The sequence below is a fragment of the Zooshikella harenae genome (assembly GCF_018837975.1).
Taxonomy (GTDB): Bacteria; Pseudomonadota; Gammaproteobacteria; order Pseudomonadales; family Zooshikellaceae; genus Zooshikella; species Zooshikella harenae.
In genome coordinates this window covers 1-5,832 of sequence record NZ_JAGSOY010000130.1, presented here as the reverse complement: position 1 = coordinate 5,832, position 5,832 = coordinate 1, and the positions used below count along the sequence as shown (strand labels likewise).

The window sequence follows — 5,832 nt, the reverse complement described above, 5'->3', positions numbered from 1 at the left end:
ATGGCCAAAGTCGAGCTACACAGAAAAGTAAAAATGTTATGTTACAAATGAATTGAACAATAATAAATGCACCTGTAAGATAGACAAAACAGAACTTATGCTACAACATCGAATTGACAATAAAACGGAGTGTAGCTCAGTCTGGTAGAGCATTGTCTTCGGGAGGCAAGGGTCGCTGATTCAAATCCAGTCACTCCGACCAATAAAATCAACAAGTTAGCTCCCATCCCTATCTACCCAACCCACTAAGTGTCACGCACTTGTCACGCAGATCGTCAAATCACCTTCCAATCCATAGATCATTATTTAACCAATAATACACTTGGGACCTATCATTGAGGAGACTTAATGAATACAGATACTAAGTGTAAACAGTAACCCAAAATAATGACATACCATCCATAACCAATAAATGAAAACAAATGGTCCTGCTTGCCCCAACTCAAAAATACTTTTGTATATTCTTTCTCCATGGCTAGAACACTGATCTGATAAGAATGGTAAAAAATAGCCAGCCATGCTTATTATACATGCAAAAATACTTAAGGCTTTATTCATGTTTTTAATTTCTAAATAATGTAACGCCCCAGAGTAAAATCCAACTACTCCTACTATAGGCTGCAATTGAGTTATCTTAACCAAATGCTCCATAAAAGATAACTTACAATACTTATGGCAACAAAAAATCACTTTAATAAAGGGGTAATAAGGACTCCAAGAAAGAACCATATCACAGGAATACCAGCAAGAATCATATACCCACCAAACAACCACCAATCTTTTTTAGAGTAAGAATATACTGTTCCAATTATAAAGATTAGTGGTGTCACAATTAAAATTAAAAATGGAAACATGTCATCGACAAATTCACTTTTCTCAATAGTAGGAAAATATTTACTAACTCCCAAAAAGCCTGCCCACAAATAGACAAACCATAAAAGAGGAATAAATCGAATTGGTATCTTTTTCATCAAAATCCCAGCTCAAAGTCAATTTCTGTTGTAAATGGCTTATAGTTATAGCCTTTATAATGCTGCAATAAGTACCAAGACCGAAACCCTTCCATCTGTTCAAATAGTTTAAATAAATCGGTCAGTGATTCATGGTTAATATCAGGTGAATCTAAACCAAAGTGATCTTGAATATGATAAATAAATTTACCACGTATCTGGTTATCTTTTTCTTCCAATTTGTCTACATAAACTTCCATAGCATAAACATCATGTACAGTAATCACCCCACCAGTAAACAAATCCCATCCTTCAGTGCTCCATTTATCAAACTTTGGAATACCAACACCTCTAGAGTCATTAACCATAAAATTAAAGGATTGATCAGTTAAATCAGTGTTAAGCGCTAAGTTACATAACACATACTCTTTTAAAAATATTCTTAATGCATTATTAAAGCTTTTAGTAGATTCATGTAATTTCAGTGCTTCTGTTAAAGAGGAATGAGAATATGTACCTCCCTCATTACGCTGAAACTTATCAACCATTTCATAAAATATATTAATTGTCGGTGTATCTAATATCCATTTATTTGAGAATATATGTCCCAACTTCCTCATTCTATCAAAGTGTTGTTCAGCCGGTAATTTGAACTGGTCTTCGCCTTTTTTTATGATATGACCTTCACGCATAGAGTATAAATCTTCTGTATTCTTAAAAGGCTTCCCGTAACCATACTCTTCTATCGTTGCCCGGTCCTCATCACCATGCCTTAAATCTGGTACTATTTGTCCATCATCCCCTCTATTAGGCTTAGGTAAGTCATGGTTAAATTTACGCCTACGAGTAGCGAAAATCAGAGCAGGATACCCCATTAGTGAAGGTACTGGTTTCCAACCATCCTCTTCTTTTCCTACATTCTTGGTCTGAGACTTTGATATTAAGTTTTTAGCTGTTGTTGTAGTATGTTCTAAGCTAGCGGACTTAGTTACTATCGACTTCTGAGAAGCAAAATAAGGCTTTTTGTCTTGAGTATTATCCGCCGTTACAGGATTTTTAGGTGAGGTTGCAGCCCCCCTCCCAGGACTCCCACCAGCATTAATCCGCACTGTAGGGCCATTGATCTTCACGCCTGATGGATCAAGGGTGAAATAGCTGCCAGAGCCTGACACGGATAGTTGCATGCCCGCATCAAATACCATTTTGCCCGTAGATTTAATATGAATTTCTTTTCCGGCTTCTCGGTTATAATTCTTTGCTGCTTTTTCTGTAAAATTCTGTTTAACAGTAATATATTGATTGTTCCACAAGTCTTCTTTCCAGGTACCGTTTATACTTTCACTGAGAAGTTGTTTTATATGAATATGGTGTTGTTTATCCACGACCAGATGACTGTCTCGATAGACGCGCAAGTCTTTATCATTCTCAATTTTTATATCCTGGTCCCGCTCGCCATGAATAAAAATTTGTTCATGGGTCTTTTTATCTTCAAATCGCAGTTCATTAAATCCCTGCCCACCTGGTGTACTACAGGTTTTTACTGTCGTACGGGTTTTATTATCGGGTAATTTATAAGGAGGCTTATTTCGACCGTTATACATCACGCCTTTGATTAAAGGTCGATCAGGATCTCCATTGACAAAACTGATCAGAATTTCCTGACCAATTCGAGGTATTTGTATGGCTCCCCAGGATGACCCCGTCCATGGTTGAGTAACACGAATCCAGCGTGAGGACTTCTCATCTGCCTGGCCATCTTTATCCCAGTTAAACTGAACTTTAATGCGCCCATACTGATCGGTATAAATTTCCTCCCTTTTGGGACCAACAACTGTGGCGTTTTGTACGCCATCAAAACGATTACGTTTATTGATCTTAGGCTTGGGTGGTTTTGCTTTAAACTCTGTGGTTTTAGGGATACAGATAAACTGAGACATATAGCCACTGGGTCCACTGCTGGCCCCTTCTTCTAACGACTGTGGCTGCGCTCCTGCATGTCGTACTTCAAGTAAGAGGTATTCCTGATTAAATACGGGATTATTATGGTCAGTCAGCTTAAAGAGCTTACCAGCACTCAGGTACACACAGTTACTCTCACCATGCCCACACTCTGAAGTAGCCTGAAAAGCTTTCAGCAACGTTTGTACTTGTTGTTGGCCTAGTTCAGGCTCTTGGTATAACCCACCATGATGATAGACTTCAAAATCGCCTGACCCCGTCTGTTCTGATGTTTCAAGGTTTAGTGAGGGTTTGGTGAAGTTATAATCCTTTAGCGTGACTTTATTGGGCTGTAGTTTTGTACACAAACTAAAGTCATGAATGACATAGTCTCGCTTCAAAAGGCCGGTATGTGCAACGAAAGGGATTTCTGGCGTTTCTGTTAAACGCTGAAAAATATACTGGGTATCACTGATCAGCAATACATGACGATCAGCCGAAAATTGAAAGTGATAATGTAAACCATCTTCTGCCAAGATCCGGTTAAAAAAATCTAAGTCACTTTCAGCATATTGTGTAGTGTAAGTGCGTTGCGGTAAGGTACCTGTGATTTCAAAGCGAAAATCATCCCCTTCGATTAACCCCGCATCGATTAATATAGTGCGCATCATCTGTTGCGCATCCTGCTGCTGAAAGATCTTATGTTGGCTACGATAAGCTAAGCGATGCAGTTTTGGGAGCAATACCAACTGATAAGTAGCAAAACGACGGCCCACGTCCATCATCATCACGCTTTCAATACAGCCATGAATATAACGGGGAGCTTCTTCTTCAGCGAAGAGCTGCAAACAGGCTGATTTATCAATTATGGTACTGGCATCTAGCTCAAAATTGGTCGTAGCAATCGTGACTACAAAATAAAATGGTGCTGAAACACGCTCTTTACCTTCAAAATCAACGACACGAAACTCGTCATTACTGCCTTGTATTGCAAACGTAAACAGGCTGGAGTTACCTAAACGCATACGGTTCCTTCTACTTCATACTCACTGACCAAAGGCTAATTATCTTGGGAGTCCTTGTGTCTCAAAAGCAGGAGACGTAGAAGATATGAAGTAAACCGTATGATTTATGTAATCTTGTGACCTAGTTTGGCAACCTCAAATGTAAGCTTTAATCAAAATATACAGCCTGTAACGGGAAACCCTATGGATATGATACTAAGAAAAGATTGATTACTTTTTAACCGGAAGGTGGAATTATTGGCTATTTTTTGGGGTGGTGGGTTTATAGCTGAGTAGATACCAGCTCTTACCCGATTAGCTTTGACGCACACACTACAATAATTAATCTTGTTAAGTTGCTAGATATTTTAAAGTGTGCTGCTAAATGTTTTTTCCCATGTGCAATATTTAGCCCTTCCATTTATGCGGGACTTTACCACTGTCATAGCAACTTTTTAAATACTCCACAAATGGTGGAGATATGCCCATGGCATCTGATTTTTCTAAAAGTAATAGATCATCAAGTATATATGACACTATTTCGTGTTGTGACACTGCTTCAGAAAGTTCTCTGAATATGCTCTCGCCGTCGAAGTCTACCTCGACTTCATCTACAACTTCGTACACTTGGCACCAAGCTGCATCAAAATTCTGTTCATCACGTTGATCCAGAATCGCATTCAACTCGTCTTCACTTAGTGACTTCAAATATGATTTAAGTTTTTCTTTGTCCATAACCCTTTCTTAAAGCTAACGCCGCGTTAAGTGGTGAGCAACGCGACCACCAAACCCAAACCATTGCGCCGTAAACACGAAACCCAACCTTGAACTGATAATACCAAGCGTTGAGAGTTACTCTTAAATGCTTTGTTTGCTGCCTTGCTCAAGAGCATCTATTGCCGTTTTTAAATAGCCATCTACAAAGAGACCTATTCTATAACCGCTAAGCTTACCTATGGCATCGCTTCGTTTTTGTTCTAATAGTGTTTCTACCTGTTTTAGCCAATCTAGTTCATATATAAGATTTGAATGAAATTCCCTATATGAGTAGCGTTTTTTGAACATATAGCCTACTTGTCTAAAATTCTGTCCAGATAAAGAAAGTAACTTTGTAACAAATTCTTCGGGTTCAATATTTTTCAAGATTGGAGTTTGGTAATATATGTTTTCTCCATCATTGCAAAGTATCAGCTTTCGAGTAAAAAGCATTACGTCAGACTCCATTATTTCAAGTAATTCTTTAGCAGCATTTGGCAAACACTTAACTTTATACTCTTCAATTTTTTCGTCAAGATACTTAACAAATTGGTCAAACTCACTAATATCACGCCCCGCAAAGCCCAAACCACCCCAGCTCTCATTGTCAAAGTCAAATATACAACCGTTTAATTCTGAAGGAAGATGATCATTATCAAACAGATAATTTACATAGTTTTTAAAGGTATCCAAAATACTAGTTTTGTTCTCTGATATAAAAGCTATATCAGAAAACCTAATGAACAAGCCTGCAAGGTGTTTTACCACTTGGTGATTAGTATACTTATACTCAATTAATTCTTGTCCAACAACAGCTAAAAGCTCTTCAAATTCTAAATCAGTAAGATTATGGTAATGCCACAGTTTTACCCAGTTTTCAGTATTGATATCTTGATAATATTTATTGCGTTCTATTGACTCTTTGATTTTCTTTTCGTCAATTACACCTTTGTCAAAAAAGTCGACCCATACCGATTCTTCCACAAGTGAGTCACTAAAGTTAATCATCGGGTACTGTGAAGATAGTATTGAATACAACGATTTAGTAGAATTATCTTTGTTTTTGTTAAACATGTCATCATATATGGTATCCATGACTCGAGAAATTTTTTGGATCGAGTAATTAGCGCTTTTAGTTTCGAATGCAAAACATAAAAAAATTTTAAGCAATTCAATTTTTTAAC

Annotated in this window: 5 protein-coding genes and 1 tRNA gene; 1 reads left to right on the top strand and 5 read right to left on the bottom strand. The window is 37.6% G+C overall.

All coding sequences use genetic code 11. The annotated features are described in order from the left end of the window. The first annotated feature begins 125 nt into the window (after positions 1 to 125). A tRNA-Pro gene (locus KCG35_RS23345) sits at positions 126 to 202 on the top strand. Between the two features lie 143 nt (positions 203 to 345). On the opposite strand, the gene KCG35_RS23340 is transcribed toward KCG35_RS23345, so the two are convergent. From KCG35_RS23340 to KCG35_RS23320, 5 genes are all read right to left on the bottom strand, one after another. After that, the gene (locus tag KCG35_RS23340; RefSeq protein WP_215822270.1) at positions 346 to 651 is read right to left on the bottom strand and encodes a hypothetical protein; all 306 of its coding nucleotides are present in this window, start codon (positions 649 to 651) and stop codon (positions 346 to 348) included. Between the two features lie 35 nt (positions 652 to 686). Then, on the bottom strand, positions 687 to 971 hold the full coding sequence (locus KCG35_RS23335; RefSeq protein WP_215822269.1) for a hypothetical protein: 285 nt from the start codon (positions 969 to 971) through the stop codon (positions 687 to 689). After that, positions 971 to 3,913, bottom strand: coding sequence for a type VI secretion system tip protein TssI/VgrG (gene tssI / locus KCG35_RS23330; RefSeq protein ID WP_215822268.1), 2,943 nt, complete (start codon positions 3,911 to 3,913; stop codon positions 971 to 973). Before tssI ends, KCG35_RS23335 begins: the two co-directional genes overlap by 1 nt. A gap of 387 nt (positions 3,914 to 4,300) precedes the next feature. Then, complete coding sequence (locus KCG35_RS23325; RefSeq protein ID WP_215822267.1) at positions 4,301 to 4,627, bottom strand: immunity protein PIM1 family protein; 327 nt, start codon at positions 4,625 to 4,627, stop codon at positions 4,301 to 4,303. Positions 4,628 to 4,750: 123 nt separating this feature from the next. Further along, entirely contained in the window at positions 4,751 to 5,632 is an 882-nt protein-coding gene (locus tag KCG35_RS23320) for a hypothetical protein (protein ID WP_215822266.1), read from the bottom strand. Between the last annotated feature and the right edge of the window lie 200 nt (positions 5,633 to 5,832).

Bases quoted from the DNA above. Each gene is read 5' to 3' on its own strand.
- tssI (WP_215822268.1), bottom strand. From the start codon at position 3,913: ATGCGTTTAGGTAACTCCAGCCTGTTTACGTTTGCAATACAAGGCAGT.
- KCG35_RS23325 (WP_215822267.1), bottom strand. From the start codon at position 4,627: ATGGACAAAGAAAAACTTAAATCATATTTGAAGTCACTAAGTGAAGAC.
- KCG35_RS23340 (WP_215822270.1), bottom strand. From the start codon at position 651: ATGGAGCATTTGGTTAAGATAACTCAATTGCAGCCTATAGTAGGAGTA.
- KCG35_RS23335 (WP_215822269.1), bottom strand. From the start codon at position 971: ATGAAAAAGATACCAATTCGATTTATTCCTCTTTTATGGTTTGTCTAT.